This window comes from Streptomyces sp. NPDC026673 (assembly GCF_040638135.1).
Classification (GTDB): Bacteria; Actinomycetota; Actinomycetes; order Streptomycetales; family Streptomycetaceae; genus Actinacidiphila.
On record NZ_JBEZXR010000043.1, the window covers coordinates 1 to 25,458 of the forward strand.

Annotated in this window: 24 protein-coding genes and 1 pseudogene; 10 read left to right on the plus strand and 15 right to left on the minus strand. The window is 69.6% G+C overall.

Translation table 11 applies throughout. From position 1 onward, the window contains the following. From AB0F62_RS26145 to AB0F62_RS26170, 6 genes are all read right to left on the minus strand, one after another. Positions 1-533, minus strand: a 533-nt coding sequence (locus tag AB0F62_RS26145) for an ATP-binding cassette domain-containing protein (protein WP_361803864.1), incomplete at its 3' end; no start/stop codon positions are given. An 80-nt stretch (positions 534-613) separates the two neighbouring features. Next, on the minus strand, positions 614-1,546 hold the full coding sequence (locus tag AB0F62_RS26150) for a zinc ABC transporter substrate-binding protein (RefSeq protein ID WP_361803867.1): 933 nt from the start codon (positions 1,544-1,546) through the stop codon (positions 614-616). A 333-nt stretch (positions 1,547-1,879) separates the two neighbouring features. After that, entirely contained in the window at positions 1,880-2,656 is a 777-nt protein-coding gene (locus AB0F62_RS26155; RefSeq protein ID WP_361803870.1) for a TIGR03943 family protein, read from the minus strand. Further along, positions 2,653-3,567 (minus strand): permease, encoded by a 915-nt coding sequence (locus AB0F62_RS26160; RefSeq protein WP_361804026.1) that lies wholly within the window; start codon positions 3,565-3,567, stop codon positions 2,653-2,655. Before AB0F62_RS26160 ends, AB0F62_RS26155 begins: the two co-directional genes overlap by 4 nt. 342 nt (positions 3,568-3,909) lie before the next feature. Continuing rightward, positions 3,910-4,338, minus strand: a complete 429-nt coding sequence (locus AB0F62_RS26165; RefSeq protein ID WP_361803873.1) for a Fur family transcriptional regulator — start codon at positions 4,336-4,338, stop codon at positions 3,910-3,912. Between the two features lie 374 nt (positions 4,339-4,712). Continuing rightward, positions 4,713-5,549 (minus strand): GTP-binding protein, encoded by an 837-nt coding sequence (locus tag AB0F62_RS26170; RefSeq protein ID WP_361803876.1) that lies wholly within the window; start codon positions 5,547-5,549, stop codon positions 4,713-4,715. A 946-nt stretch (positions 5,550-6,495) separates the two neighbouring features. Between AB0F62_RS26170 and AB0F62_RS26175 the strand changes: the two genes are divergently transcribed. The 3 genes and pseudogenes from AB0F62_RS26175 to AB0F62_RS26185 all read left to right on the plus strand — a co-directional run. Beyond that, positions 6,496-7,458 (plus strand): ATP-binding protein, encoded by a 963-nt coding sequence (locus AB0F62_RS26175; RefSeq protein WP_361803878.1) that lies wholly within the window; start codon positions 6,496-6,498, stop codon positions 7,456-7,458. Positions 7,459-7,514: 56 nt separating this feature from the next. Next, positions 7,515-7,907 carry an SCO5389 family protein gene (locus AB0F62_RS26180; RefSeq protein ID WP_361803881.1) on the plus strand — a complete coding sequence of 131 codons (393 nt, stop codon included), beginning with the start codon at positions 7,515-7,517 and terminating at the stop codon, positions 7,905-7,907. An 82-nt stretch (positions 7,908-7,989) separates the two neighbouring features. Then, positions 7,990-8,378, plus strand: a pseudogene (locus AB0F62_RS26185) (transposase); the annotation flags it as partial. Between the two features lie 374 nt (positions 8,379-8,752). Here the strand turns inward: AB0F62_RS26185 and AB0F62_RS26190 are convergent. From AB0F62_RS26190 to rpmB, 9 genes are all read right to left on the minus strand, one after another. Further along, on the minus strand, positions 8,753-9,481 hold the full coding sequence (locus tag AB0F62_RS26190; RefSeq protein WP_361803884.1) for a class E sortase: 729 nt from the start codon (positions 9,479-9,481) through the stop codon (positions 8,753-8,755). Further along, a complete protein-coding gene (locus tag AB0F62_RS26195) occupies positions 9,478-10,416 on the minus strand; it encodes an anchored repeat-type ABC transporter permease subunit (RefSeq protein ID WP_361803887.1) in 939 nt (312 codons plus the stop codon). The genes AB0F62_RS26190 and AB0F62_RS26195 overlap by 4 nt, the downstream gene beginning before the upstream one ends. Then, positions 10,413-11,168 carry an anchored repeat-type ABC transporter ATP-binding subunit gene (locus AB0F62_RS26200; RefSeq protein WP_361803890.1) on the minus strand — a complete coding sequence of 252 codons (756 nt, stop codon included), beginning with the start codon at positions 11,166-11,168 and terminating at the stop codon, positions 10,413-10,415. The genes AB0F62_RS26195 and AB0F62_RS26200 overlap by 4 nt, the downstream gene beginning before the upstream one ends. Then, positions 11,165-12,109, minus strand: a complete 945-nt coding sequence (locus tag AB0F62_RS26205) for a TIGR03773 family transporter-associated surface protein (protein WP_361803893.1) — start codon at positions 12,107-12,109, stop codon at positions 11,165-11,167. The genes AB0F62_RS26200 and AB0F62_RS26205 overlap by 4 nt, the downstream gene beginning before the upstream one ends. Beyond that, positions 12,106-13,680: an anchored repeat ABC transporter, substrate-binding protein gene (locus AB0F62_RS26210; protein ID WP_361803895.1), complete on the minus strand. Its 1,575-nt coding sequence runs from the start codon at positions 13,678-13,680 to the stop codon at positions 12,106-12,108. Before AB0F62_RS26210 ends, AB0F62_RS26205 begins: the two co-directional genes overlap by 4 nt. Positions 13,681-13,787: 107 nt before the next feature. Continuing rightward, on the minus strand, positions 13,788-15,497 hold the full coding sequence (locus AB0F62_RS26215; protein WP_361803897.1) for a choice-of-anchor M domain-containing protein: 1,710 nt from the start codon (positions 15,495-15,497) through the stop codon (positions 13,788-13,790). A gap of 148 nt (positions 15,498-15,645) precedes the next feature. After that, positions 15,646-16,863, minus strand: coding sequence for a choice-of-anchor M domain-containing protein (locus AB0F62_RS26220; protein WP_361803900.1), 1,218 nt, complete (start codon positions 16,861-16,863; stop codon positions 15,646-15,648). Between the two features lie 353 nt (positions 16,864-17,216). Further along, positions 17,217-17,522, minus strand: coding sequence for a 30S ribosomal protein S14 (gene rpsN, locus AB0F62_RS26225; protein WP_361803903.1), 306 nt, complete (start codon positions 17,520-17,522; stop codon positions 17,217-17,219). Beyond that, the gene (gene rpmB / locus AB0F62_RS26230) at positions 17,522-17,758 is read right to left on the minus strand and encodes a 50S ribosomal protein L28 (protein WP_361803906.1); all 237 of its coding nucleotides are present in this window, start codon (positions 17,756-17,758) and stop codon (positions 17,522-17,524) included. Before rpmB ends, rpsN begins: the two co-directional genes overlap by 1 nt. 55 nt (positions 17,759-17,813) lie before the next feature. Between rpmB and rpmG the strand changes: the two genes are divergently transcribed. The 7 genes from rpmG (at position 17,814) to AB0F62_RS26265 (ending at position 25,386) form a co-directional block, all read left to right on the plus strand. Further along, positions 17,814-17,990, plus strand: coding sequence for a 50S ribosomal protein L33 (gene rpmG / locus AB0F62_RS26235; RefSeq protein ID WP_361804029.1), 177 nt, complete (start codon positions 17,814-17,816; stop codon positions 17,988-17,990). Between the two features lie 23 nt (positions 17,991-18,013). Next, positions 18,014-18,271, plus strand: a complete 258-nt coding sequence (locus AB0F62_RS26240; protein ID WP_361803909.1) for a type B 50S ribosomal protein L31 — start codon at positions 18,014-18,016, stop codon at positions 18,269-18,271. A gap of 41 nt (positions 18,272-18,312) precedes the next feature. Beyond that, the gene (locus tag AB0F62_RS26245; protein WP_361804032.1) at positions 18,313-19,425 is read left to right on the plus strand and encodes a GTP-binding protein; all 1,113 of its coding nucleotides are present in this window, start codon (positions 18,313-18,315) and stop codon (positions 19,423-19,425) included. A 32-nt stretch (positions 19,426-19,457) separates the two neighbouring features. Next, positions 19,458-19,694, plus strand: a complete 237-nt coding sequence (gene rpsR / locus AB0F62_RS26250) for a 30S ribosomal protein S18 (protein WP_361803912.1) — start codon at positions 19,458-19,460, stop codon at positions 19,692-19,694. Positions 19,695-20,102: 408 nt separating this feature from the next. Further along, entirely contained in the window at positions 20,103-20,756 is a 654-nt protein-coding gene (locus tag AB0F62_RS26255; protein WP_361803915.1) for a choice-of-anchor M domain-containing protein, read from the plus strand. Between the two features lie 14 nt (positions 20,757-20,770). Further along, positions 20,771-21,418, plus strand: a complete 648-nt coding sequence (locus AB0F62_RS26260; protein ID WP_361803918.1) for a choice-of-anchor M domain-containing protein — start codon at positions 20,771-20,773, stop codon at positions 21,416-21,418. 251 nt (positions 21,419-21,669) lie between these two features. After that, complete coding sequence (locus AB0F62_RS26265) at positions 21,670-25,386, plus strand: S8 family serine peptidase (RefSeq protein WP_361803921.1); 3,717 nt, start codon at positions 21,670-21,672, stop codon at positions 25,384-25,386. The last annotated feature ends 72 nt before the right edge of the window (positions 25,387-25,458 follow it).

Genomic DNA, 25,458 nt, shown 5'->3' on the forward strand with positions numbered 1-25,458 from the left:
CGCCGGCGGTCGATGAGCTCGGTCACCGCCCGCTGGTGGTGGAGGTCCAGGGAGAGCGTGGGCTCGTCGCACAGCAGCAGACGGGGGTCGGTGGCAAGGGCCTGGCCAATGCGGACGCGCTGCCGTTCGCCGCCCGAGAGGGAGCCGAGGGGCGCGTTCGCGTAGGCCGACGCGCCGACGGCGTCCAGGATGGCGTCGATGCGCCGCCGGGTGTCGGCGTCGCGACGGCGCAGCCCGAACCGGTGCCCGTCCAGGCCGTAGCCCACCAGATCGCGGGCCCGCACCATGTCGTTGGCCCGGGCCGTTCCCTGCTGCGGAACGTAGCCGATGTGGCGTGCGGCCCGCCGGGGTTCGTCGTCGAGCACGCTCAGGCTGCCGGAGGACAGCGGCCGGCGTCCCAGGAGGGCCTGGACCAGACTGGTCTTACCGGAACCGTTCGGTCCGAGGACCGCCCAGAACTCCCCGGGCGCCACGGCCAGATCGAGATCCTTCCAAAGGGTGCGGTCCCCGTACCGCAGACCGCCCTTCCTCATCCGGATCAACGGCGCCGGCCGGCCGTGAACGTCGGCGTTCCCCGTGCGGGGCCCGGGGACCGACGGCGAGGGCTGCCGGGTCACTTGTTCAGGGCGTCGGCGAGCGCGTCGACGTTGTCGTTCATCCACCTCAGGTAGTCCTTGCCCTCGGGCAGGGTCTCGGTGACGGGCACCACGGGCACACCGGCCGCCTCAGCCGCCGACTTGACCTTCTCCGTCTGGGCGCCGGAAGTCTGCTCGTTGTAGACCAGAGCCTTGACCTTCTTGCCGGAGAAGAGGTCCAGCGTCGTCTTGAGGACCTTGGCTGACACATCGTCGCCCTCCTCGATCGCCTCGCTGAACTCCCCGGGCGTCTTGTTGACCAGGCCGGACGCCTCGAGCAGGTAGACCGGTACCGGCTCGGTGATCGCCACCCCGTCGCCGTCGTGCGCGGACTTCAGCGCGGCTTCCTTGCCCTCCAGCGCGGTGAGGCTCTTCTTGAAGGCGGCGGCGTTCTTGGTGAAGGTGGCGGCATTGGCCGGGTCCGCCTTGCCCAGAGCTGCGGCGATACGGTCGGCGATCTTGCCCATCGAGGGGAAGTCGTACCAGACGTGCTCGTTGAGTTCCCCTCCGGCCGGCGCGGTGCGGCCCGAGACCTCGACGGCGTTGACGACCTCCGCGGAGGCATTGCCGCTCCCCAGCATCCGGTCGACGAAGTCGTCGTACCCACCGCCGTTCTCCACCACGATCTTCGCCTTGGACAGGAGGAGCTGGTTGCGGGTGCTGGCCTCGTAGGAGTGCGGGTCCTGCTCGGGGTCGCTGATGATCGACGAGACCTCGACCCGGTCGCCGCCTATCTTCTCGACGATGTCGCCATAGACGTTGGTCGAGGCGACGACGGCGACCTTGGACGCGGAAGCGCCGCTGCTCTTTCCACTCGCGGCATCGTCGGAGGAACTTCCGCAGCCGGTCAGCAGGCTGAGCGATGCGGCGCCGGCCACCAGGACGGCGAGGCGGGAGAGGGACTTGGACATGAGCGAAGCCTCCAAGGGCCACGAGAGGTAGCTGTTCGAGGCGGGCATACGACCACCTGCACACGGCAGCTTAGATGAAAACGAATGCCACTTTCGACATGGGGTAGGTAAAGAGCTTCCCCAAGGTCGCTACGCCCTGTGATCGGCTGGCGCGGTGAAGGGCCGGCCCGGCCCACGGCGCGATGGACGGATCGGTCTGCCGGATTCCTCTCAGGCCGGTCCGGGCCTGCGGACGCGGCCCTGCCGAGACCGGAGGCCGGCTCGCATGGCCACACGATGCGGCGCGCCGATCCGCCCGGTCAGGGCGCGCTCGGTGTCACCGTCTCCCTTACGTCAGTCACGCGTCCGGGTGTTGGGGACGTCCTTGTACGGGTTCGCGGGCGCGTCGATCCGTTGGACCCGCGCGGCATCCAGGGCCGGGGTCGCGGAGTCGGTGCCCAGTTCGCCTTCCGGGTGCCAGGTGCCCGTCACCGTGGCCCAGGTGTCGGCGGGCGGTGGCGGGGCGGCGTGGACGCGCACCTTGAGAGCCTGGGCATCGGCGGCGCAGCAGGAGACGATGAGGCGGCTCAGGTACCAAGTGCCATCCTCGCCGGGGGTGACGAAGCCCGTGAGGCACACGGTTCGTCCCCGCAGGGTGGCGCTGGTGTCCCACACGGCGCGAGAGCTGAATTCGCTCAGGGAGAGGTCGATCGTCCCGGTACCGGGAAGGGCCGGGAAACTCCCCGCGGCTGCCGTCGAGGCCGCCCGGGCGTCGTCACGGCCGGCGGTGTACGAGCCGAGGGCGGGCGGCGCGAAGAAGATCAGGCTGAGCACCGGGACGTACAGCAGCCACGCGATGCGGGGACCTGTCGTGTGGTCGTGACAGTGGCCCTGACCGGCGTCGGGGCCGTGGTCGTGGTGGTGGTCGTCGTGAGTGTTCCGGCGGGTGAACGGAAAGCCGTCCCGTGCGGCACCGGCGATACCGAGGACGGTCAGCACCACTGCCGACGCGATGAGCAGCGGCCTGAGACCGGGCTGTACGTAGCGCAGGTAGAGGTCGGTGAACAGGGTGATATGGAGCAGGCCCGCGCCGGTCAGCAGCAGGAGCAGGATCTGGACGTTGCGTTTCACAGCAGCCACCATCCGACGCCCGCGCTGCAGAGCACTGCCGTGATCCAGGTGGCCGCGGAGAAGCGGAAGGCGAAGGCGCGGCCGAAGGTGCCGGCCTGGAGGGCGATGAGTTTGAGGTCCACCATGGGGCCGACGACCATGAACGCGAGCCGTGCGGTCGGGGAGAATCCGGTGAGGGAGGCCGCGACGAAGGCGTCCGCTTCGGAACAGACGGCCAGGACGACGGCAAGGAGCGCGAGCAGGAGGACCGACAGCCACGGGTTGTCGGAGAAGAGGTTCAGCACGGAGTGCGGGACAGCGACGTTGAAGGTGGCGGCCGCCGCGCTGCCCAGGACGAGGAACCCTCCGGCGTGGAGGTAGTCGTGCTGAAGGGAAAGGCGGAACTCCTCCAGCCGGCCGGCCCCCGGGGCGTGACCGGTCGGCCCCTTGGAAAGCCGCAGCCACTCGGTGCGGCCGGCTTTCAGCCAGAGCCAGCCCATCAGAACGGAGGTGGCCAGCGAGGCTGCCAGGCGCGCGGCCACCATTTCGGGGCTGCCGGGGAAGGCGACGTAGGTGGCGACGAGCACGATCGGGTTGATGGCGGGGGCGGACAGCAGGAAGGCGAGAGCGGCGGCCGGGGTGACACCGCGTCGCATCAGGCTGCCCGCGACGGGAACCGACGCGCACTCACATCCCGGGAGCACGACGCCCGCAGCTCCGGCGACGGGCACGGCGAGCACAGGGTTGCGGGGTAGAACGCGCGTGAAGACATGGGCCGGTACGAAGGCACTGATGGCTGCGGAGACCAAGGTGCCGAGCAGGAGGAACGGCACTCCTTGGACGACGATCGCGATGAACACGGTCCGCCAGGCGGCCACGGGACCGCTGTTCAGCCAGAGTGCGAGTTCGGGCCCGAGAAGGATCCCCGTGATGCCGACCAGTGCCGCCGCGCACCCGGCGAAACCGGCGACGAGGACGGCCCGCACCCCCACGGCCGCCCATCGGACCGGGGTTCCCGCACCGGGTAACCGGCCGTGCTCTTGTTCGGATGGCCTTGGCGGCGCCAAGACGCTGTCGTGTTCAGCCACACCGCCACCTTCCAGCTGTGCCGGCCAGACTAGCGACCTCAGGCGTCACAACTGCGTTATTTGCACCATGCGTGGCGGTTGGTCGAGGCTGCGTGCGGCTCCTCCCGACGCCCTGGAACGTCCGGCGCCGGGCATGAACCAACCGACGACCACACAGGGCGTGGACGCCGCGGATGTTGCCGGCGCTTACCCGCCACCGCGACACTGCGGGCACAGACCACTGAGTTCGACTGTGTGCTCGACCTCGGCGAAGCCCGAGAATGTGGCGACGCGTTTGGCCCATGCCTCGACCGCCGCGGCTTCGACGGCAGTGCTGAGTCCGCAGCGACGGCACAGAATGTAGTGCTGATGCTCTGCGGAGGGCCGGTAGCGGAAGAGCCGCTCGCCGTTGCTGTCCCGGACTATGTCGGCGCGGCCGCTCTCGGTGAGAACTCTGAGGGTCCGGTAGACGGTACTCAGCCCCACCGGGCTGCCCATACCGACCAGGCGCGTGTACAGGGCCTGTGCGCTGACGAAGCCATTGCTGTCGATCAGAGCGTTCAGCACCCATTTCCGCCGAGGGGTACGACGGCCCCCCAGCACGATGATCTCCCCTTCGCGAGGGGCGGCTGTCATGCGGGCCTCCAGGTCGGGGCGGCACCTGACCGGCCGCACTCGACGGAGCCGGCCTGCTTGTCGACGGACGTCACAGGAGATCGGGGCCATCGAGGAGCACCCGGCGGTGGATGGGCTGGGCTATGGCGGCGATCACGACGGAAGGTCTCTCTCAACACTCGCTGGGCCCACGACGAGGAACTCAGGACACCCACACTCTAGGTGAGAACGAATTTCAAAACCATCTACTTCCGCAGCGAACACGGGAACTGCTCGATCTTTTCACCATGAACACCATCGGAAAGTGAGTATATTTCGGGCAAATCGCGGACCTGTGGCGAGTGACACCCGGAAGGTACTGCGCGTGCCGTCCGGCTTTCGGTGCGGCCCACGGGTCACCGGCCGGGCCCGAGAAGCAGCGGGTCGTGAACCGACGCCCAACTCCGCGGACCCAGGGCGAGTTCGGCATCGTCCAGTACTGCCGCGTCCAGAGCCGTGCGAATACGGCGGTGGTCGAGCAGGGTCCCCGTGAAGGCGATCTCGTTACGGCGTTCACCGAACTGCTCATGCCAGAACCATGAGGCCAAGGTCCTGCGCTGCGCAGAGGCCGCCCGCCATGCCGGGGCATCGCCCTCCTGCAGCCACCGCCCGGATTCCGCCATTTCCAGGTGGGGACCGGCAGATCGCCAGCCGACCACGGACTCGGGACGGCTGCACAGCCACAGGTGACCGCGGCTGCGCAGCACGCCGAACATGACGGTCCCGAGTACGTCGAAGAGACGCTGCGGGTGCAGAGGCCGCCGGGCCCGCCACACGAAGGAATCGATGCCGTGACCAGGGGCACCGTAGACACGCATCACTCGTACCGGTTCCAGGCGCTGCCGCCACGCGCCCAAGAGCAGCCATGGCGCGGCACTTCCGGCAACCGCGCCGCCGACGCCCCTGACCTCCCCCTCGTGCACGACCACGGCAGGGTTCAAGTGGCGGACGAGCACATCGGCACCGCCGGCGCCCGCTCGGCTGTGCGGGTCGCCGAGCATGACCACGTGGTCGGCGGCTTCCACTTGGCGGGCGGCGATCTCGGCGGACGTCACTCGAGCCGGTCCGTCGCCGCCGTCCCAGAGCGCTCGAGCCTGGTGGACGCACGTCAAGTCGCAGATGAACGGTCCGGGATCCAGCCCCATGACGATGGGGCCGGGCTCGTAGTGGTCCTCCAGAGGACTGTGGCCCACCCGGGGACGCCAAAGCTCCCTCACAAATGACAGAACGTCCAGTTCACAGGGGAGGGCGAGGACGACGTGCGGGTGCCCCAACGCCCCGCGCAGAGCCATCAGGTCCTGGTGGACGATCACAGCCGGGTCTCCGGTGGCACCTCGAGGCATGGACGGGCCGGCGCCGCGGTGAGTGCCGGCCGTGAACCGCTGCACCAAGGGGTAGTCGCTGCCGCGGTGGTGAACAGACACGGCCAAGAGCACGGCATCCGGGTGCGCTCGCGACAGCTGGTCCACGACGTCGCCCCGGGATGCGGGCGTGTTGCCGATCACCACTGTCAGATGGCCTTTTGGCACAGGCTTTCCCCTCAGTTCGGATCGGTGGCGCGCCCAGGAGCCGGGGCGGCACGCAGATGACGCGGCAGACCGCCGGGGGTCAGGCCGTCCGACAGCCATTCGGCAACCGCTTCGGCATCGGCGTCGGAAGTGATGGGCCCCAGACCCCTGATGTGGCCCATGGGTCTGCGGTCGCTGCTGCAGGGCTGAGCCGCGGCATGCAGACCCTGGGACGGGGTGCACTGCAACACCCGCTCCAAGCACCCGGTGGCGATCATGATGCTGTGAGGGCAGTCCCGTACCGCCTGACGAAGGCGATCCACCATCCGCCCCGGCTCCGCAGGCCGGCACACAGTGCAGGCAATCACAATGAACGGCTGACTCCGCCGGCTGAACGATCCGCGCTCCACACCCACTCCCTAATGAACATGGTTTCCATTTTTATAGCACGTCACCATGATGCAGCAGCTCCCCTCGACGCCGCATTCGCCACAACCCGGCACGCACCCGCCTCACCGAACACCTCGAACTCCTGTACAGCCAAGGGCAGTTGAGCGGGGCGATTTGACACCGCCCTCCACGCTGAAGACTCTTGGAACATGACATCCATTTTCACAAGGTGGTGGTGAGGGTGCGCGCCGCATTCGTCGGCAAAGGTGGCAGCGGGAAGACGACCCTGTCGGCTCTCTTCGCCCGGTACCTGGCTCAGTCGGGTGCCCCGGTCGTCGCCATCGACGGGGACATCAACCAGCACCTGGCGCACGCGCTCGGGCTGCGGGACGACGACTCCTTCACCGCTCCGCCTCTCGGTGCCCACATCGGCGACATCAAGGACCATCTGCGGGGCACCAATCCGCGGATCCCGTCCCGCGAGGCCATGATCAAGACGACGCCCCCCGGGCGGGGCTCACGCCTGTTGCGGCACCTCGGCGACGACCCGGTGCACGTCCGGCATGTCCAGTCGGTCAACGGCGTGCCGCTGATGGTCACCGGCGCTTTCGACGAGAGCGACCTGGGCGTGGCGTGCTACCACTCCAAGCTCGGCGCCGTGGAGCTCTACCTCAACCACCTCGTCGACGGGCCCGGCGAGTACGTCGTCGTCGACATGACCGCGGGCGCCGATGCCTTCGCCTCGGGCCTGTTCACACGCTTCGACATGACGTTTCTGGTCGCCGAGCCCACCCGCAAGGGCGTATCGGTATACCGGCAGTACCGGGACCACGCCGCCGAATTCGGCATTCCCCTGGCCGTGGTCGGCAACAAGGTGCAGGACGAGGACGACCTGCTCTTCCTCAAGGAGCACGTCGGCGACGACCTGCTCGCCTACTGCGAACACTCCTCCTGGATCCGGGCCAGGGAACAGGGCCGCAGCCAGGGAGAAATCGAGCCGCACAATCTCCACACCCTGCGCCAACTGCGGGCCGCCCTCGACGCCCGCTCCAAGGACTGGGATGTCTTCCAGGCGCACGCCGTCGAGTTCCACCTCCGCAACGCCGCCGCCTGGGCCAACCAGGCCACCGGCAGCAACCTCGCCGAGCAGGTCGACCCCGACTTCCGGCACGGCCCCACCGCGTTGACGCCATCTGCGGTCTGAAGACCGCCAGTCATCGTTCCCCGACCATCAGTCCCCCTACCCGACAGGGACCCACCATGTCTTTGGATGTTTCGCCCCAACTGCTCGCCGACGCCGAACGCGACGACGTCGACGCGCAGGACTTCGTGGACACCGTGCGCATCTCACTGCCGTACGCGTACAACCTGATTTCCGGACTCGTGGACCGGTTGCGAGCCGGAAGCGCGGCCTTCGCCGACAACCAGACTCCCCCGCCGTCGGAGACGGAACGCGGCCAACTGCTGCGGGCACTGGCGAGCGACGCGATCCGGGGAAGCCTGGAGCGGCACTTCGGGGTCACGCTGGCCTTCCAGAACTGTCACCGGGTCGCCGTCTTCCGGCCCGAGGACCGGGGCGGCGAGATCCACGCCCGCTTCACCTCGGTACGGTCCCAGGTGCTCAACCAGTCGCCGGAGTTCCGCGACTGCTGAGCCCGTCGGGGATGCGTGTGGGGGCGCCCGCGGCACTGGGGCCCCACACGCGCGTCTCCCGTGCCGGTGAGGGAGGTTCGGGGCCAGGGTCCAGTACTCCGCCGCAGGTCAGGCCCTCATCGACCGGGTGGCCGCGGCCCATCCCCCGATCCGCAAGATCCGGGTCGACAACGGTTACCGCAAACACTTCGTCGAGTACGCCGCCACCCTCGGAGTCGACCTCGAATCCGCCAACGCACCCCCGGCGCCAGGGGATTCACTCCCATCCCGAAACGCTGGACGGTCGAGCGAACGTACGGCCGGCTCATGCTCCACCGCCGCCTGGCACGGGGCTACGAGACCCTCCCCGCCAGCTCCGAAGCCATGATCCACCTCGCCATGACCGACCTCAGGGCCCGCCGCCTCACCGGCGAGAACACCATCTCCTGGCGCGACCCGATATCACCACATCAAGCCCGCATCACGAGATAGAGCAACGGGAGAGAACGACCTCTGAGACGACCCGGCTGAGGAGGCACCGGGCCGCGTAGCCGGTCTACGGAGCAACCCGTGCGATGCGGCACGTCCCCACGTAGTCGGATCCTGGTCCTGTCCGGTTCCCCGGGAGGGCCGGGAGAATGCTCACGCGCGGCAAGACGATGTGCGGTGCAGTGATGGTGCGGTCGGCGTGGCAGCATGAGCGCACCGGGCCACGAGAGCGCCTTCCCGACATGGACGGGCCCTTGTTGTCCCCCGGTCGTCGTTGTCGTCATACAGCACGGTCCCCCTGATGCGGGCCGTCCCAGCGCGCTGCCGGCGGTGGCCGCAGGGGCACGGTGGTACTCGCTGCCGGCCACCGGCCGGATTCAGTGGCTTCCCACGAGGTGGCCCCAGACCACCATCCGGTAGCGGGAGGTGAATTCCGGGGTGCAGGTGGTCAGCGTGATGTAGCGGCCGGGCGTGTCGTAACCGACGCCGCCTGCCCGCTGGATCAGCGATGTGGTCGGGACCGGCGCGATCGTGGCACTGTCCCGGGGCGAGGTTTGGGGCAGCACCGAGTCGATCCGGTACCGGAAGTCGCCGTCGGCGGTGGTGACGGTCACCGTGTCGCCAGGGCGTATCCGGTTCAGATACCGGAAGGGTTCACCGTGGGTGTTGCGGTGCGCGGCGACCGCGAAGTTCCCTTCCTGGCCCGGCAGTGCCGTGCCGGGGTAGTGTCCGGCGAACCCCCGGTCAAGGATCCTGTGCTTGTCCACGCCTTCGGCGACCGGCACGTTCAGAGCGAGCCGCGGGATCCGCAGGATCGCGAAGGACCGCAGCGCCGCAGGCACACCCCCCGCCGGGCGGCGACCGGGATCCGGCCGACGGGAGGTGTCGTTCTTCTCGGCCCCGGCCGGTTCACCGGCCGGGCCCGGAACGCCGGCCCGGTCGTTCCGGGCCCACTGCTGTTCGAGCCGGTGCACCTCCTGGCGTGCCTGCGCCTGGGCGGTGTGGTTGGTCCACCACAGCAGGTAGGCCGCGAACAGCACCAGGAGCAGACCGAGTGTCAGTGCGGCATCACTTGCCCCGCGCAGCACGCGGTAGCCCGTGGTCACGACGCCGCCGACTCCTCGAGCGGCGCCCGGTCGGGGCCGGGCCGGGGCTCGGGTACCCCTGCCTGCGGGAGTTCGCCGTCAGGGCTCTTCCGGCCGCGCCTGGCCGCCAGGAGGCTGTGGCGCGGGGCGAAGAGCCAGCACAGGATGAATACGGCCGTGACGACCAGGACGATCAGACCGCCCGCCGCCAGGTTGTAGGCGTAGGACAGGTACAGGCCCACGACGGCCGATCCCGCGCCGATCGCCGGGGCGAGGACCATCATCACGCCGATCCGGTCGGTCAGCAGCCGCGCGCACGCCGCGGGCGTGATGAGCAGGGCGAGGACGAGGATGTTGCCGACCGCCTGCAGGGAGATCACCACGGTGACGGTGACGAGCGCGTACAGCACGATGTCGAGGGCGAAGACGGGAAGGCCCGCGGCTTTGGCGGTCTCCCGGTCCAGGCTGACGGTGACGAGTTCCTTGTGTACGGCCGCGGCCACCAGGAGCAGGATCAGGCCCATCACGGCGACGGTGGCGACGTCGCCGTCGCTGATGCCGAGGATCTGCCCGAAGAGGAAGGATTCCAGGGAGCCGCTGTAGCCGGGTGCGGTGCTGAGGATGACGATGCCCAGGCCGAAGGCAGCGGCGAAGAAGACGCCGATGACGCTGTCTTCCTTCAAGCGGCGGTTCTGGGAGAAGACCGCTACGGCCAGCGCGGTGAGCAACCCGGCGATGGCGCCGCCGAGGACGAGGTTGAACTGGAAGACGAAGGCGATGGCGACGCCCGGGAAGACGGAGTGGGAGACCGCGTCGCCGATGAAGGCCATGCCGCGCAGGACGACATGGGCGCCGACGACGCCCGAGACGATCCCGCACATGACGGCGACCGCGAAGGCCCGCTGCATGAAGAGGTGTTCCCACGGGCCGGTGAGGAAGTCCGTGATCGCGTTCATCGGGTCACCCCCAGAGAGGTCAGGAGCTGGTCGGACTTGGCCACGCCGAAGGCCCGCAGCCATACCGCCGGGTCCCGCAGGGTCTCGGGCGAACCGTCGGCGATCACGGTCTTGTTGAGCAGGCACAGACGGCCGGCCATGTCCGCGGCCCCCGGCAGGTCGTGCGTGGTCATCAGAAGCGCTTTGTCCTCCTGCCGCAGCTGCCGGAACAAAGAGGTGAGCAGTTCCTGGGTGGGCACGTCCAGGCCGGTGAACGGCTCGTCGAGCAGGAGGAGTGTGGGGCGCAGCGCCAGGGCGCGCGCCACCAGGACGCGCTGACGCTGACCTCCGGACAGTTCGCCGATCGGACGGCGCCGCAGATCGGTCATGGCCACGCGTTCCAGGGCCTCGTGGACGGCCTCGCGGTCTGCTTGGCCGGGCCGGCGCAGCCAGCCGATCTTGTGGGTGCGGCCGGTGAGGACTGCCTTCTCCACCGACAGAGGGAAGTCCCAGGCGAACTCGTGGCGCTGGGGGACGTATCCGATGGTGCCGCGTCCACGCTCGGCGGGCCGCCCGTCGAGGCGGATGACGCCGCTGTGCGGAGTGAGCAGGCCCAGGATCGCGCGCAGGAGGGTGGTCTTGCCCGCTCCGTTGGGTCCGATCAGGCCGACGAGTTCACCGGTGCGTACGGTGAGCTCGACGTCGTGCAGGGCCAGGCGCCCGCCCAGTTCCACCGAGACGGACTCCACCTTCAGCGCGGGAGTGTCGGTCACTTCGCGTCCCCTTCGGTGACGGCATCGCTCGAACCGGGCGTGTTCTGCCGGCGGGCACCACGGCGCCAGACCACGGATGCCGCGAACGCGGCAACGGCCGCGGCCGCACCGACTCCCCACCACAGGGGGGCGGAGGATGCGTCGGTGGACGGTCCCGCCGGTTCGACGGCGTCGGAGGTCCGGGCGGTCTTGACGGTCTTGGCGGTCTTGGCGGCGAAGGCCTTGCGCGGGTCCTGCGGGCCGACCGAGAACCGCAGCGTGCGGGTGTCGGTGTGGCTGCCGCCGTCCTTGGTCTTCGCGCTCATCCGCACCTGGATGAGATAGGTGCCGGGACGAGTGAAGGCCCAGTTGCCGTGGACGTGGCTGTTGACCTCGATACCCGTCTCCTGGGGTAGCCGCTTGCGTCCGTCGAAGATGACGCCGGGCGTGCCGAAGCTGCCGTTGAGGAAGAGGATGAAGTCGCCGGGACCGTTCACGTCGGTGAGCTGCCAGGTCACCTCACGTTCCACGGTGGCGGCGACCTTGGGTTCCTGGCTGTTCCAGCCCGGCCAGAGCACGCCGTCCTGCTGCACCTGGGGGAGCAGCCAGACGTGGCTGCCGGGTTTCCCGAGAAAGGCGAACGCCTTGTCCTGCGGGACCTCGACCTTGGCCAGGTCCTTGACCTGGAGCACCACGTCGTCGGTGTCGCGCCATACCGCGGGCTTGCCGGTGTCGTCCCGGATCTGCACCGTCCATCGTCCGTGGTCGAAACGCGGACCCATGTCGATGTGCCCGTCGCCGATGACGGTGCGACCGCGGCCGGTCTCCGGGGCCGCGTCCGACTCCGCTCCGGGGGTCGGGGACTGCGCGGGTGCTGCCGTGGCGGTCAGGGGGCTCGTCGACATCAGCAGGGCCGCGATCGCGATGGCCGCGGCACGGTTGCGCGTACGGGGAGTGTTCACTGCTCGCTGCCTCCGAGACAGGTACGGAGCTCGTCGGCGTTGTGCCGCATCATGTCGGTGTAGTGCCAGGCGTGCTCGTCGAAGGCGTCGCCGTAGAGCACGCACACCTTGACGTGCTGGTCCTTGGCGACCTGGGTGAGCACGGTGGCGCGCTGAACCAGGTTGGGCTCCATGAACACGGCCGGGACCTTGAGGTTCTTGATGGTGCGGGAGAGCTTCTCGACGTCTTCCGCGCTGGGTTCCTGGGCGGGGTTGGGGACGACGAAGCCCGCGACGGTCATGCCGTAGGCGTCGGCGAGATAGCCGAAGGCGTCGTGGGTGGTGATCAGCTGCCGCTTGTCGGCGGGGATCCTGGAGATCTGATCACGTACGTAGCCGTCCAGGGAGTCCAGCTGCTCCTCGTAGCGCCGGCTGTTCGCGTCGTAGGCCGAGGCGCCGTCCGGGTCCTGCTTCTTGAGGGTGTCGCGGATCAACTGCACGTAGGCCTTCGCGTTCTGGACGTCCTGCCACAGGTGCGGGTCGATCTCGCCGTGCGCGTGCTTGCCCAGGACGGCCTGGGGCAACTGGTAGACCTCGGCACCGGGGTGGCCGAGGAAGGAGAACTGCTTGCCTGCGGGGACTTTGTCCAGGGCCCGGTTGGGTACGTCGATGACGACGTCACCGGGCGGTATCTCCTCTTGGGCCTTGCCTTCGGTACGGAGGTCGGTGAAGGCGGACATCTGCCCGGTGTCGATGTTGACCGTCAGATCCGTGTGGCCGTCGTCCAGGATCGTGTCTCCGGGTCCGGCCGCGGTGTGCGGGTCGACGCCGACCGCGAAGGTGAAGGTGCCCTTGCCGACCGGCTGTGGTGACGTGTTCCCGGGGTTCTTCAGCTTGGCTTCCAGGGTGAGCCTGTACACACCAGGTTTGGTGAAGGCCCAGTTCAGATGGGTGTGGGCGGCCGGCGGCAACGTGGTGGTGTCCTGCGCGGTGAACCCGTCGGCGGAGTTGAAGTAGATCTTCGGCTGCCCCAGGGACTCCGTGAGGTAGGCCACCAGGTCGCCGGGACCCTGGACGTCGGTGGCCGACAGCAGGATGTCGGAGGAGCGGCTGCCGCCGCGTGCCTCTCCTTCACCCCGAACCCGCAGGCCCAGCCAGATCACGTCCAGTCCGATGTTCTCCACGAGAGGGATGACGTTCGCGCCGTAGGTTTCCGACGCTTCGGCGAGGGAGACGTTGGGCGTGCCCTTGCGGGCGTTGGCGTCGACCGTCTTGATCAGGGCGTGCTCTTCCAGGAGCAGGTGATTGGTGAAGGTCACGTCGGCCTTGGAGACCGCGTCGGCGTCCCTGGGCGTGGGCTCGTAGGAGTGCGGGTCGCCACCGGGCGGCACGATGGAGTCGACCTGGACCCGGTCGCCGCCGACCTGGCGTACGAGGTCGGCGAGGATTTCAGTGGTGGTGACCACGCGCAGTGCCGCGTTGGGGTTGTCCGCGTCGGCGGCAGGCCGGGCGTTTCCCTTGCATCCGGTCACGGCCAGAGCGAGGACAGCCGCGGCGACCAGGGCCCGGGTCATCGGGCGGGGCAATGGCATGAGAAGAGGACTCCCTAGACAGGGGGCGGCGCCGGGTGATGGGGACACGCAGGCCCGGCGCCGCCCGGAGAGGAGTGCCCGCCGCCGAAGGTGTGGCGGGCACCCGTTCATGGCCGGCCGGTGCCGCGCGGGCCGGACGCGGCGATGCGGCGGCGAACCGTGGCGCTCATACCGAAGACGGCGGCGCCGCCCAGTACGAGCGCCCCGGCACCGAGTGCAAGAGCCTCCGTCGGGCCGCTACCGGTGTGGGCCAGGCTGCCGTCGGCACCGGGGGAACCGGAGCCGCTCGAAGACGAGCCGCCGGTGGACCCGGCCTTGTCGGATCCGGATCCACCGGTCGACCCGCCTGACCCGGTGGCGTTGCCGTCACCGCTGCCGCCACCCGGGGTGACCCGCGAGGGGTCGACGTCACCGACCGCGAACGTGTACGTCCGGGTGTCGGACACGGCCCTCCCCGATGCCAGCGTTCCGCTGAGCTGGAACGTCAGCTTGTAGACGCCCTGCTTGCCGAAGCCCCAGTTGCCGTGGACGTGGACGCCGAGGTTGACCTTCCGGGAGTCGGGAAGGCCGTCCCTGCTGTTGTAGAGGACCTGAGCCCCACCCAGGCCGGCGGTCTCCCAGATGGCGAGTGTTCCCGGTCCGCTGACCTTGGTCAGCCTCATGTCCAGCGGCCCCTTGAGGTCGCCGCTGCCGAGCGCCTCGGTGTTCCACCCGGCCCACACCACGCCCTGCTTCTGGACCTGCGGGATGAGCCAGAAATCGCTGCCGGCCTTGCCGAGGAAGGCGTAGGAGCTGTTGGTGGGTACCTTCTCCTTGGCCTGCTGCCTGACATGGACGACCACCGAGGACGGCTCCCGCCAGATGATGTTGCCGGGATTGCGGCTGTCCTTGAACAGCGTGCGCAGCTTCCCGTCCACCATCTTCCCGGCGATCGCGTCCACGTGGCCGTCATCGATGACGATTTTCTGCGTCGCGATGCTCGTGCCGGCGGCCGCCTTCGAGAGCGCAGACCGGGATCCCTCGGTGTTGCCGCGAGAACCGGCCGGGTCCGAACCGCTGGGCCTGGTCTTGGTGGGCGTGGGAGTGACCGAAGCGGGACTGGAGGGCTGCGCCGGCGTGTCCCCTGCGACACGGACCGTCCACTGCCGGGCGGCCGTCGCGGTCCTGCCGTCGGCCAGACGTGCGGTGACCCGCGAGGTGAGGTGATACGTGCCGGGCCGCGTGAAGGCCCAGGCGACGTCGCCCGTGTCAGCGGCGGGCAACGGCTGCGCGTCGGGGAAGCCGTCGGCGCTGTCGAACAGGACGCGCGGTGCCGTGGCGGGCGCGTCGGGCGTGGAGTCCTCGGGTGGTGCGAACAGCACCGCGTCACCGGGGCCCTCGACGCTGGTGAAGGCCCATTCGACGGTGCCGTCGGCGAGCTTCTGCGCCGGCACGCCGGTGGTGTCCCACCGCGGGTTCTGTGTGGCGGTCCCCTGCGGGGAGGCGTTTCCGTCCAGCACCCATATCGGTTCACCGGGGTGTCCCAGGAACGCGTACTCCTCCCCTGCCGGTATGACGGTCTCCGTGTCGGGTCCCAGTTCGAGGTCCGCCGACGCGGGCTCACCGGCATCGGCAGGTGCGGTTCCGCTGCTGTCCTTCAGCTCCAGCGACAGCTCATCGGCCTTCAGGGATACGACGACCTGAGGGTCGTGGGCAGGCAGCGCCCGATCCCCGTCGTCGGGGGTGCCGGCGAAAGCCGCGGGTGACAGGGCAGCCGCCAGCACGACGGATCCGAGCGCCCCGGCCGTCGTCCTGCGTGTGTTCCTGGCTGATGCCATGGGGGTGAGTTCTCCTCGTTCAGCGACACATCGCTCCAGGCGCGTCTCGCGTAGGTCTCTTCGTGGCGGGTCGGACAGGAGAGGTCCGCCCGGGTTCATCACAGGGCCACGCGTGAACCCGGGCGGCCGCTTCTCCCACTCGCCGGCGTCAGCTCGTGGCGTCCTGAGTGGTCTCGGACACGCCACGGTTCCTTCGGCGGTGCAGGTATATGGCCGTCCCCGCGCCTGCCCCGAGCAGAGCCGCCCCGCTCAGCCCCAGCGGGATGGCGGCGCCGGCGCCGGTCTCCGCCAGCCCGCCGCCAGACGTCCCGCCGTCCGTGGTGCCACCGTCCGTCGCACCGCCGTCGGTCGAACCACCGTCCGTGGTCCCACCATCGGTCGAACCACCGTCCGTGGTCCCACCATCGGTCGTGCCACCATCGGTCGTACCGCCGTCCGTCGTGCCACCATCGGTCGAACCGCCGTCCGTGGTGCCACCATCGGTCGTGCCGCCATCGGTCGTGCCGCCGTCCGCGGTTCCACCATCGGTCGTGCCACCATCGGTCGTACCGCCGTCCGCGGTTCCACCATCGGTCGAACCGCCGTCGGTGGTTCCACCATCGGTCGTGCCACCGTCCGTCGAACCGCCGTCCGTCGACCCACCGGGATCCTCATCTCCCGGCAGAGTGACGTCGTCGGGGTTGATGTCGCCCACGGCCATGGTGAAGACCTGGCTGTCGGAGACCTCCTGCCCGGAGGCGAGTGTGGCCTTGAAGGTGAACGTCATGCGGTAGACGCCCTCCTTGGTGAAGACCCAGTTGGCGTGCTCGTGGGTACGTGCCGGTACCTCGTAGGCGTCGGGGAGACCGTCACGGCTGTCGTAGCGCATCATCGGCTCGCCGAAGGGCGTCCATTCGAAGAGCAGCAGCCCACCCGGCCCCTCCACCTTGTCCAGTGACAGAGTGAAGTTGCCCTGGGTCTCGCTGTTCTGGAACGCCTCGGTGCTCCAGCCCGCCCACAGCACTTCAGGGTCCTGGGTCTGCGGAATCATGTAGTAGGTATCGCCGGCGTTGCCGAGAAAGGACAGTCCGTCGGCGGGGTCCGGGATGGTCTGTTTGCCCTTGGAAGTCAAGTGCATGATCACCGACCCCGGTTCGCGCCAGACGGCGCTGGCGGTCCGGCTGTCCTTGAACAGCGTGCGGAACTCTCCGTCCACCATGCGCGGCGCGATCGCATCGACGTGGCCCGTGTCGATCACGACACGCTCGTTGATGACATCACTCGCGGCCGCTTCGGCCGCAAATGCCGCCGGAACACTGTGAGTCGTGACACTGCCGGGACCTGCCGGCGCCACCGAGACGAGTCCGGCCGCAGCCAGGGCCAGCACTCCTGTCACGTACGCGGACCGCGTAGTCGATCTCATCGCCCCTCATCTGCTTCAAGAGGCCGCACCGCCGTAAGCGGGCGGCAGAAATGGGCACTTGCCCCTGGGAATGTGCGCTGTACCTGAGCCCCCAGGGGCACCTGGGCATGACCGTTCACAGGAAGAGAAGCCCTCCGGTGCGGTCGCAGCACACACTAGACGCACTGGTAATCATTTTCAATAACTGGGCAGCCCCCGAGGCCGGCCCGAAGTGCACACGATCCCCCGGCACCCGAAAACGGACGACGGCACATGACGGTGGGTCGCACCCCCTAGGAGTGCGACCCGCCACCGGCCAGGCCGGCTACCCGACCCTGCTACCAGGAGGACTTGGTGACGCCGGGCAGAAATCCGGCGTGGGCCTGCTCGCGCACCCGCACCCGGGAAAGGCCGAACTTGCGCAGATGCCCGCGAGGGCGGCCGTCCACGCTGTCGCGGTTGCGGACGCGAGTGGGGCTGGCGTCGCGCGGCTGCCGGCGGAGTTCCGCCTGGGCGCCCCGCCGCTCCTCTTCCGTGCTGGACGGGCGGCGGATGATCTCCTTCAGGGCGGCACGCCGCGCCGCGTAGCGCTCCACCGTCTCCTTGCGCCGCTCATTGCGGGCGATCTTGCTCTTCTTGGCCATCAGACCTTCCCCCCTCGGGCTCGGATCCGGGCGACGGCGGCTTCGACACCGATCACGTCGACGGTCTTGATCGCCTTGGCGCTCAGCGTGAGGCGGACATGCCGCCCCTCACTGGCGAGCCAGTAGCGCTTCGTCTGGATGTTGAGGTTGAAGCGGCGCGAGGTGCGCCGATGGGAATGGGAGATCCGGTTGCCGAAGCCGGGCTTGGCGCCGGTCAGCTGACAGTGGGCGGACAAGGGACTACCTGCTTCCTGCGGACGACCGCGTTTCGATAATGGAAACCATTCCCATATAGTACGCGTCACGGCACGCAGCGAACTCCGCCCCGTCATCAAGCTCCGCTCCACCGCGGGGACCGGCTACACCTACGTGACCCGCAAGAACCGGCGCAACGACCCGGACCGCCTGGTCCTGCGCAAGTACGACCCTGTCGCGGGACGGCACGTCGACTTCCGCGAAGAACGCTGACCCCTCAACCAGGAGGCAAACCCATGAAGCCCGGGATCCACCCCGCATACGGCCCCGTCGTCTTCCGCGACCGCAGCGCCGACTTCGCGTTCCTGACCCGCTCCACGCTGACCAGCGACAAGACCATCCTGTGGGATGACGGCCACACCTATCCCCTCGTCGACGTCGAGATCTCCAGCGCCAGCCACCCCTTCTACACCGGCACGGCGCGGGTCCTGGACACCGCCGGGCGCGTCGAGCGATTCGAGCGCCGCTACGGCCGGCGCGAGGAGGCGCGGTGAGCGAGCGGACCCACCGACTGCCCGTGGTCATCGTCGCGGGCATGCACTCGGACGCCCGCCGGCACGTAGTGGACCGCCTGTTGCGCGCCGTGCCGGGAAGCGTCGCGCTGCACCACGACCTGTCGACCGCACGGGAGGGGTCAGTACGGCGCATCGCGCGTGACGTATCCGGCGAACTGGACAGCGGTACCGCCCCGCTGGTCAACGACTGCGCCTGTTGCGCCCTGCGCGAGGACCTGCTCCCGGAGCTGGAACGGCTGACCGGCAGCGGTCTGACCAGGCTCGCCATCGTCGAGCTGTGGGACTCCGTGGAACCCAAGGCGATGGCCGAGGTGATCTGCGAGCACGCGGGCCTGAGTATGGAAGTCACCGGCGTCATCACCGCCGTTGACCCCGCTCTGGTCCTGCCGTACCTCGCCAACGGCGACGACCTGGCGGAGGCCGGGCTGCAGGCCGCCCCCACCGACGAGCGCACCGTCGGGGACACCTGGGTCCGGCAGCTGGAGTACGCCCCGGTTCTCGCACTCGTCCACAGCGAGGAGGCCGACGAACAGGACGCGGCGCTGCTGACGCAGCTCCATCCCACCGCCCGTCACGTGGACGCCGATTCGGGAGAACTCGCCGCCGCGGCACTGGCGGGGTTCGACGTCGAAGCAGCGGCCGCGGCGCAGCACCCCGCATGCGCATTGCTGCCGCAGGAGGCGGACGAGCACGGCGTCTCCACTCTGGTGTGGCACCGCGTACGCCCCTTCCATCCCGAGCGCCTGTACCAGGCGCTGGAGGACCTGTCATGTGCGTCCGCCCGTAGCCGCGGCCGGTTCTGGCTCGCGGACCGGCCGGACACCCTCCTGTCGTGGGAAGCCGCGGGCGGCGCCTTGTGCGTGGAGGAAACCGGGCCCTGGCTGGCCTCGCTTCCCGATGCCGCCTGGGAGATGGTCCCGCCCGTACGCAGGGCCGCCGCCGCCCTGGACTGGCACGCCGAACACGGCGACCGTTGCCAGCACCTGGTCTTCACCTCACCCGGACTGGACGGCGAAGGGCTGGTACAGCTCCTGGAGTCGTGTCTGCTGACCGACGCCGAGTACGCCGCGGGGCCACAGGCCTGGAAGCGCTTGCCGGCCGCATTCGACGCTCTCCTCGACCCCATTCACTGACCCGGCCCGGCACATCACCGACAAGGAAACCCATGGCTCGCCGTCACGATCCCCGCAAGGCCGTCAAGCCCCGCCCCAATCCGCTCGACGCGGCCGGGATCACGTACATCGACTACAAGGACACCGACCTGCTGCGGAAGTTCATCTCCGACCGGGGCAAGATCCGCAGCCGCCGCGTCACCCGCGTCACCGCCCAGCAGCAACGACAGCTGGCACGAGCGATCAAGAACGCTCGCGAGATGGCTTTGCTGCCCTACTCGAACCGGTAGAAGGCCGCGCGGCGGCCACCGGCAGCTCCTCACCCGAACCGTCCTCACCGCAGGCCCACGTCCCCTTGCCCAGCGGCTTCACCAGCAGTGAGCGTCACCGCGGGCATTCGCGATGGCGTCGACTACCCACGGCGCCACCCTGTCACCCCGGTCAGCGGGGTCCGCGCCCGCGCCCAGGTCACGTGGGGGACGGCCGCATGACCCGGCCTTCTCGCACAAGATCGCCGCCTCACCGGCAGTCGCGCCAGGTGGTCGCCGTAGCGCGGGCGGAAGCGCACTCAGCACTCGAACCTCCCAAATCACCCTCGCCGAAGGGAGGTTGGATGGGCCACGCTTGCCAAGTTTATGAAAATGATTATCGTATTGCCTGCGTGGTCCGCGAGGGACCACACCGGAGAGGAGTCTTCTGTGCGCCATCCTGTTCGCCTGCTCATAGCGGCAGGCGTCACGGCCGGAACCCTGATCGCCGCAGCACCGGCACAGGCAGCCGGCCAGGTGGTACTCAGCAAGGGGCACGTCGACGTGATCGGCGTGGCCTACGAGGACGGCGAGCTCGAACTCGCCGTCCACGACGGGAGCTCGGGCGAGGAAGTCGAGTACGCCCCCGAGGACGTCCAGCTCCACGCGCTTCCCGCCGCCAAGACGACCGTTCCCGCCGACCCGGCCCACGCCTTCCTGGGCAAGGCGGGCAGCCCCGTCTGGGTGCTGCCGGAGACCCAGAACCCGGACCTGCTGTGGGCCGGCTTCGGTGCCGAGGAACTCGAGTCCGGCGTACTCGAGAACGACACCGTCGACGCCACGTTCCTGTCCCTGCAGGGCCCGGGCAAGCTCGCGGTCTACACCGACGACGTGTTCGGCTCCCCGGAGACGGTCCTGGTCAACAGCGGCGACGGCCTGCCCGACACCGTCACCCTGCACGCCGGCGACCACACCCACGCCAACTGGGCCTTCACCAAGGCCGGAACCTACAAGATCCGCGTCAAGCTCTGCGGCCACCTCGCCTCCAACGGCAAGTCCGTGCAGTCCCGCACCGCGACCTACACCGTCAAGGTCCTGAACTAAAAGGAGCAGCATCCATGCGCACCCCTCTCAGAATCCTGGGGCCCATTGCCGCCGCGGCCGCGCTCCTGGGTCTGGTCGCGTCGCCCGCCCAGGCCGCGACAACCCTCACCAGCGGGCACGTCGACGTCGTCGACGTGGACTACGCCAACGGCGCACTCAAGGTGAACGTTCTGGACGGCACGGGCTCGACCGATGTGGAGCGATCCCCCGGCGACGTGACCTTCCGGGTTCCCCTGGCCGCCAAGCACACCAACGTGCCCAGCACCCCGGCGTGGTCGTTCCTCGGCACCGGTGGCACGGCCTGGATCCTCCCGCAGACCCAGGCCTCCGGGCTGCTGTGGGCCGGATGGAACACCACCGAGGTCCCGGCGGGGGTCTTCCAGAACAACCGCGTGTCGTTCCAGCTCACCAACGTCACGGGCCCGGCCGGATTCAGCATCTACACCGCGTCCGGCGGCACGCCCACCGTGCTCTTCGACAGCGGCAACGGCCTGCCGGACACGCTCAACGTCAACGCGGGCGTCCACACCCACGCGAACTGGGGCTTCGACGCACCCGGCACCTACACGGTGACCTTCAACGTCAGCGGAGTCCTCGCCTCCACCGGGGCCACGGTCTCCTCCGGGGCGCAGCAGTTCACCTTCCAGGTCCTCAACAGCTGACACCCGCAGGCCTCGGCGGGCCGGAGCACCCCGATACGGCGCTCCGGCCCGTCACCATGCCGACGAGCGTCAACGCGCACGCCCCGCCACAGCCATCGGCCACGCACAGCCGAACCCGTGCCTTATCCCAAGTCCGCCTCTCAACGGTGGCCGGCCATGTCCTTCACAGGCGGCCGGTCTTCACCCCTCGATCAGGCCGCAGTCGCCTCTTCGAGGCAGCTCACTGCCAGAACATGTTCCGGAGCTCCTTCATGTCCCGTATCCCTGTCCCCAGACCCGGTCCGACCGTCGTCGCCATCGCAGCCGTCCTGGCGACCGGCGTCGTCCCGGCCACTGCCGCCGTGCCCGCCGGCCACAGCGCTCAGGTACCAGGTGCCCAAGCCGCACAACGGTCACCTGGCAGCAGCGGCACGCACACCGTCACCCTGATCACGGGTGACAAGGTCACCATCGGGACCGCCGCGGACGGCACCGTCGTGCGCTCCTTCCAGGCCGCGGACGGAGCCGCCACCACCGGCTTCCACCGCGCGGTCGTGGACGGCGCCACCTACGTCTACCCCGACGCCGCCCTGCCGTACGTGAGCGCCGGGAAACGCGACAAGCAGCTCTTCAACGTGACGCGGCTGATCGCCGAGGGGTACGACGACGCACACAGCTCCCGGTTGCCGCTGATCGTGCGCTACACGGATGCCGCCGCCACGTCCCGCACCCGGGCGAAGATGGCCGGCTCTACCGAGGTCCGCCGCCTGGACAGCATCCAGGGCGCGGCTCTCGCGCAGAACCACGAGCAGGCACCGCAGTTCTGGTCCTCACTGACCGGGGGTTCCGGCGCCGCGGCCCGGTCCGCCACACCGTCCTTCGCGGGCGGCGTCGCCAAGGTCTGGCTGGACGGGAAGGTGAAGGCGGACCTGGCCGACTCCACCGCCCAGATCGGCGCGGACAAGGTCTGGGCGCAGGGCGACACCGGCCAGGGCGTGAAGGTCGCGGTGCTCGACAGCGGCGCCGACGCCGAACACCCGGACCTGGCCGGACAGGTGGCCGACAGCGCCAGCTTCGTCCCCGGCGAGGACGACATCGCCGACTACAACGGCCACGGCACGCACGTCGCCTCGACGATCGCCGGCACCGGCAGCGCGTCGGACGGCAAGGAACGGGGAGTCGCCCCCGGTGCACGGCTGGCCGTCGGCAAGGTGCTCAACAGCGAGGGCAGCGGCCAGGAGTCCTGGATCATCGCGGGCATGGAATGGGCCGCCCGGGACCAGCAGGCCAAGATCATCAGCATGAGCCTGGGCGGCGGCGGTGACCACACCGACCCCATGAGCCAGGCCGTCGACGAGCTCAGCGACGAGACCGGCGCGCTCTTCGTCATCGCGGCGGGCAACAGCGGCCCCCACACCATCGGCAGCCCCGGCGCCGCGGACTCCGCGCTGACCGTCGGCGCCGTGGACTCCGCGGACCGGCTCGCCGACTTCTCCAGCACCGGCCCGCGCGATGGAGACGGCGGGCTGAAGCCGGAGATCACCGCACCCGGCGTCGACATCCTGGCGGCCCGCTCCCACTACAAGCGGGGCTCGGGCTACTACACCACGATGAGCGGCACCTCGATGGCGACCCCGCACGTCGCCGGCGCCGCCGCGCTTCTCGCCTCCGCGCACCCCGGCTGGTCCGGCGCCCGGCTCAAGGAAGCACTGGTCAGCAGTGCCAAGGCGACCCCGGCGTACACCCCCTACCAGGCGGGCGCCGGCCGGCTCGACGCGCCGGCCGCCGTGCACACCACGCTCTTCGCCACCACGACCGCCTACTCCGGGATCCACACGTGGCCCCCGAAGCCCGGCGAGACCGACGTCCGGACGGTGACGTACACCAACGTCGGTGACGCGCCGGTCAGCCTCGCCCTCGCGGTCGACGGCACCGTGCCGGCAGGGCTGTTCAGCCTCTCGTCCGACCACGTCACCGTGCCCGCGCGCGGCACCGCCACGGCCACGCTGACCGCGAACCTGGACAAGCTCGCCGGCGACCAGTCGATCAGCGCCGTGATCACCGGCACGGACGGCAGCGGCGTCGTCCGCGCCCGCACCCTGATCGGCGCCGCCCGCGAAGGCCGGCGGCAGAACCTGACCGTCGTCGCCAAGGACCGCTCGGGCAAGCCGCTGGCCGGCCGCGTCATGCTCACCGCCGAAGGCCTGTTCACGACGATCGACCTCGATGAGTCCGGCACCGGCACGGCTCGGCTGCCCGTCGGCAGCTACAGCGGCTGGCTCACCGGGGACGTGCGGGGCGCAGAAGGGGCGCACTCACGTGGCATGGCACTGCTCGCCTTCAACGACGTGAAGCTCGACCAGGACCGCACCGTCACCCTCGACGGCCGCAAGGCTCGCCGGATTCTGGCGCGGGTGCCGCAGCGGACCACCGCCGTCGCGCCGCGCCTGGACGCCCACCGGTCCTTCACCGACAGCCTGGTGGCGACCTCTATGCTGCCCGACCCGTCGTACGACAGCATCTGGGCTCTCCCGACCGGAAAGAAGGTCACCGACGGCGAGTTCGAGTTCGGCGCCCGCTTCCGTCTCGAGCAGCCCGCGCTGACGGTGGCGACGAAGTCGACGACCTTCGACGACCCGCTGGTCAAGCGCGCGGCCACACCCCTGCCCGCCGGTACCCGTCAGCTGACGGCGGTCTTCGCCGGCGACGGCACGGCCGCGGAGCTCGCGAAGCGACACGTGCGCGGCAAGGGCGTCGTGGTGCGGGGCGCCGGAACGGAAGGCATCAAGGCCCAGGCGGAGGCCGCCGCGGCTGCCGGCGCCCGGCTGCTGCTGGTCGTCCACGACGGCGTCGGCCGCCTTCAGCCCTGGGACGAGAACCCCTGGAGCCCGCAGAGCCCGGCTCCGGTGACGGTGGCGACGCTCACCGCCGACCAAGGTGCCAAGCTGATCGGCACGCTCTGGCACGGCACGGTCCCGCTGAAGGTCACCTCGCACCCCACGACCGACTACGTCTACGACGTGGTGCACCACTGGACCGGTGCCGTCCCGGCGAACCCGACCTGGCGTGAGGAGTCCAGGACCCTTGGACGCGTGAATGTCTCCTTCCGGAACCACCGGCAGGGCAAGGCGATGGAGTTCCGACCGGACGTCTGGCGCGGCTGGGCCGTCGGCAACCAGCTCACCGCGCCCGCCCAGGGCGAGCGCACCGACTGGGTGACTGCCGGTACCACGTGGCTGGACGACGCCTTCATCCTGGGCGAGACCGGGCAGCACGCGATCGAGCCGCTGACCTACCCGGCCCGCAAGACCGCCAAGGTGAGCTGGTTCGGACCGATCCAGCGGCCCCGCATGGGCCCGATCAACTACCAGCCGGTGCGCTACCTCGACACCATGTACATCACCGCCCCCGGCTGGGGCGACTCGGGGTCCGGCCACGTCGGCGAGGCCCATGCGAACTTCGACGTCAAGGACTGGATGTCGCTCTACCAGGGCGACCGGCAACTCGACTGGGGCAACGCCGAATATCTCCAGGTCCCCGGACTCGGCGCGGAACGCCTGCCCTACCGGCTGGTCGTCGACAACGACCGCGGCGCCTGGGCCAACCCGTACTCGACGCACACCCTGACCGAGTGGAACTTCACGTCCGCGGTCACCGGCAGCGAGTCGGCGGAGGCCCTGCCGCTGATCCAGCTCGACTACGGCGTGGACACCGACAAGGCCGGCCGGGCCGGCCGGCACGCCAAGCTGACGGTGACCGCCTCCCACCTGCCCGGCACGACCGCCGCCATCGCAAAGCCCTCGCTCGATGTCTCCTACGACGACGGCAAGACCTGGCAGCGGACCGAACTGGGCCGCAGCGGTGACGGCTGGCGGACGGGCCTGCGCGCCCCGAAGTCCGCCGGATTCGCCACACTTCGGGTCACCGCCCGGGACAACGCGGACAACACCGTCTCGCAGACGATCACCCGGGCCTTCGGCCTGCGCTGACGCCCCGGCAGCACACCCGGTGGGCGGGACCGCGACGAGCGGCCCCGCCCACCGGCGTACCCGGGCAGGAGG